Source organism: Endozoicomonas sp. SESOKO2 (genome assembly GCF_024606245.1).
Lineage (GTDB): Bacteria > Pseudomonadota > Gammaproteobacteria > Pseudomonadales > Endozoicomonadaceae > Endozoicomonas_A.
In genome coordinates this window covers 1-4,061 of sequence record NZ_JAHHPQ010000524.1, presented here as the reverse complement: position 1 = coordinate 4,061, position 4,061 = coordinate 1, and the positions used below count along the sequence as shown (strand labels likewise).

Genomic DNA, 4,061 nt, shown 5'->3' with positions numbered 1-4,061 from the left:
CCATTGACTGCATTCGGGGCTTCCGTCATTCCTAACCTTGACCTGACCCTGAGCCGCTGTGAAGAGGCGCTTGGGTCACGCTCGGATGCTGAAAAACGACTTGTAAAACTGAGAAATATGAACCCCGATGCTGATGAAGAGATCCTTTGCCAGCATTCCCACAATTTCGACGCTGATATTACCAATGCCCGTCTGTGGCAGTCGATGGAAAAACACCAGATGGCTGAAACACTCCTGGTGAATATGAAAAAAGAGCTGACCAGAATACTGCTGTCGAATCGATGCGCTGCCACTGCAAAAACACTGCATAAACAGCTCCAGATTGTCAATATTGCTCTGGTGAGACTCTTGCAGGAGCGAGGCTTATATGAATGGGCAGAAGATTTACTGCTGGATATGAGTGGCAAGCAAGCCAACTACAGTGAGGAGTTCCTTTGTCAACCCTGTGGAAATGATGAAATTGATCTGGCTCTGCTGCGACTCTGGGAGCTGATGTGTAAACATGAACGGGTTGGCAGACTACTGCTGAATATGAGTGGCAAGCGCCTGGATGGCACTGAGGAAGACCTCTTCACTCCCTATGAAGACCGTGATATTGATCTGGCCCTGGCGCGACACTGGCATAGGATGGGCAAATATCAATGGGCTGAAAGACTGCTGCTGAACATGAGTGACAAGCACCTCTCTGACACTGAGGAAGACCTGTGCACGCCCTCTGGAGACCGTGAGATTGACCTGGCTCTGCTGCGAGTCTGGGAGCTGCAGGGCAAATATAAACTCACGGAAAAATTGCTCTTGAACATGATTAACAAGCACCCCGACGACAGCGAGGACGACCTGTGCAGACCCTCTGAAGATTTTATGATTGACCTGACTCTGGTAAGGCATTGGCAGATAGCGAGCAAATTTAAACGCTCTGAAAGACTGCTGCTGAACATGAGTGGCAAGGATCCCAATGCCTGTGCAGAAGACCTGTGCCAACCTTGCGGGAATTTCGATATTGATCTGAACCAGGCACTCCTTTGGCAGGCAATGGGCAAGAGTCAATGGAGTGAAAGACTGCTTCTGAACATGAGCGGCAAGCACCCCGAAGCCACTGAAGAATTTCTGTGCAAGCCCTATGGGCATCCTCTCATTGACCTGGCCATGGCGCGACTTTGGGAGTTAACGGGCAAATATAAACGGTGTGAAAGACTGTTGCTGAACATCATTGGCAAGCACCCCGATAACAATGAGGAAAACCTGTGCAAACCCAGCGGGACTCGCGATATTGATCTGACTCTGGTTCGCCTCTGGCGGATGATGAATAAAAAAGAACGGTCTCTAAAACTGCTCCATCGTTGCTGTGATTTATACCACGCGAGTGAATGTGAATACACACTCCTGAGTATCTATGCCGGGACCACAAGATTTATGGAATTAATGAGCGGATGTCAGGAAAGTGCCAATACTTTACTGACATGCTCGATCCATTATTTCAGGCTGGCTACCGGGCAGATAACAGACAATGACCTTGAGTCAGGACGAAATAACCTTAAAAAAGCGCTTGAGTCTGTGGAATCGGCGCTGCAGAAATACCCCGCCACTGCAGGCGCTTATTCGCAAAAAGCGCACTGTCTCAGAATGCTAAGTTACAGTGAAGGTAACAGTGAAGACGTGTGGACTGAATGGTTCGACAAAGCCAAAGTTCTTGACCCCAGCCGGAAAGAGCGGTTTAAGGATAACGACGATTGGCGAATCACCGAAGCACTTGCTGTTAAAAAGCTTCAGGATATGGCACAGCAAACATAAACCTGTCTACGGCTCAGGGAATTAAGACGCTTCCATGAACTTCTACCTCCGTTTGCTGTCTCAAGAGCTTAAAGGGAGGTTACTTCGCCATCAGTTACGGATTACCACCAGCCTATGGTTCAACATCGCAACCGTCACAAAATCACCTGCCTGATTCCGATCAGGACGCTCATCAGGACACAAAGCCTGCATCCGATTTAAACCCGAATGCGCAACCGTTTGTTCCTCGTGGTCCCTGGTCGAACACGCGCACGGATATTCGCCGTCGGCGAACCACCGGGCACAGCAAACCTTCTGTTCAGAGGTCACACCAGTCAACCAGAAAGAAATCGCCTGAACCGGCTGAAAGAAAAATCCGTGAAGCCTATATAGCACTGAAAAACCAGCATTTCAGCTACGCAGAAGCCACATTCAAGGCTGTCTTGGAAGAATACCGGGTCCAACTCAGCGACGCCGACGAACAAAGCTCAGTCATGGGACTGGCAAGATCGTTGAAAGAGCAAAACCGGGAAAAACTGAAAGAAGCCTTTGATCTTCTGGAAGCATTCAGATCGAAAGGATCATTGACTCCATTAGGGGCTTCCACCATTCACAACCTTGACCTGACCCTGAGCCGCTGTGAACAGGCACTTGGGTTATTCTCGAAAGCTGAAGAACGACTGATAAGACTGAGAAATATAGACCCCGATGCCGATGAAGAAATCCTTTGCAAGAAATCTCACAATTTTGACGCTGATGTTACCAATGCCCGACTGTGGCAGTTTATGAAAAAACACCAGATGACTGAAACACTGCTGGTGAACGTGAGAAAAGAGCTGACCAGAAAGCTGCTATCGAATCGAAAAACTGCCACTGCGGAAACCCTTCATAAACATCTCCATATCGTCAATATTGCCCTGGCGCGACACTTACAGGAGAGAGGCCTGTATGAATGGGCTGAAAAGTTGCTGCTGGAGATGATTGGCAAGCGACCCAATAACGGCGAGGCGTTCCTTTGTGAGGCCTGTGGGGATAATGAAATTGATCTGGCCCTGGCACGACTCTGGCAGTTGATGGGAAAGACTGAACGGGCTGAAAAACTGCTGTTGAACAGGAGTGGCAAGCCCCCCAATGCCAGTGAAGACATTCTATGCACTCACTCTGGAAATCGTGAAATTGACCTGGCCCTGGTGCGACTCTGGCAGACAAAAGGCAAACACGAATGGTCTGAAAAATTGCTGCTGAACATGAGTCGCAAGCACCCTGATGCCAGTGCCGAAATGCTGTGCAAGCCTTTTGGGCATTACGTTATTGATCTGACTTTGGCGCGGCATTGGGCGATCATGGGCAAGCATCAGCTGGCTGAAGGATTGCTACTGAACATGAGTGGCAAACACCTCGGTGACCGTGTTGAAAGGCTTTGCAGGGTCAGTGGAAACCGTGAGATTGACCTGAGCCTGGCCCTGGTCTGGCAAGTTACGGAAAAGCTGGAACTTTCTGGAAAGATGCTGCTGAACCTGAACGGCAAGCACCCTGGTAACAGTGAAGAAATCCTGTGTCAGCCCTGTGGAAATTATGAAATTGATTTGGCCCTGGTTCGATACTGGGGGCGAGTAGGCCAATATAACAGGGCTGAAAATCTACTGCTGAACATGATGGGCAAAAAACCCAATCAAAATAAAGAAATCCTGTGTCAACCCTGTGGAGATCATGTCCTGGATCTGGCTCTGGCCCGACTCTGGGAGACGATGGGCAACTATGAATGGGCTGAAAGACTGCTGCTGAACATGAGTCACAAGCACCCCAATGACAATGAAGAACGCCTGTGCAAGCCTTGTGGAAAGCAAGAGATTGATCTGGCACTGGCAAGAAATTGGGAGATGCAGCACAAATATACACTAACTGAAAGGTTGCTGTTGAACATGGCCGGCAAGTCTCTCTTCGCCGGAGAGGAAGCGCTGTGCAAACCCACCGGAAATCTCAACATTGATCTGACTCTGGTGAAATTTTGGGAGCTAACGGGCGACCATAAACGGACTGAAAAACTACTGCTGAACATGAGTGGCAAGCATCCCAAAGCCACTGAAGAATTACTGTGCAAACCCTGTGGGCGTCCTCTGATTGACCTGGCCCTGGCACGAATCTGGGAGGTAATAGGCAAACATACACGGTCTGAAAAACTGTTGCTGAACATGAGTGACAAGCACCCCGATGACACTGAGGAAGACCTGTACAGACCCAGCGGAAATCACGATCTTGATCTGGCCCTGGTCCGCCTCTGGCAGGTGATG

2 protein-coding genes are annotated in these 4,061 nt (G+C 49.4%); both read left to right on the top strand.

The genetic code is table 11. From position 1 onward, the window contains the following. Positions 1-1,791, top strand: a 1,791-nt coding sequence (locus KDK17_RS12640; protein ID WP_257288211.1) for a hypothetical protein, incomplete at its 5' end; no start/stop codon positions are given. A gap of 422 nt (positions 1,792-2,213) precedes the next feature. Beyond that, a partial coding sequence (locus KDK17_RS12635) for a hypothetical protein (RefSeq protein WP_257288210.1) occupies positions 2,214-4,061 on the top strand: 1,848 nt, incomplete at its 3' end.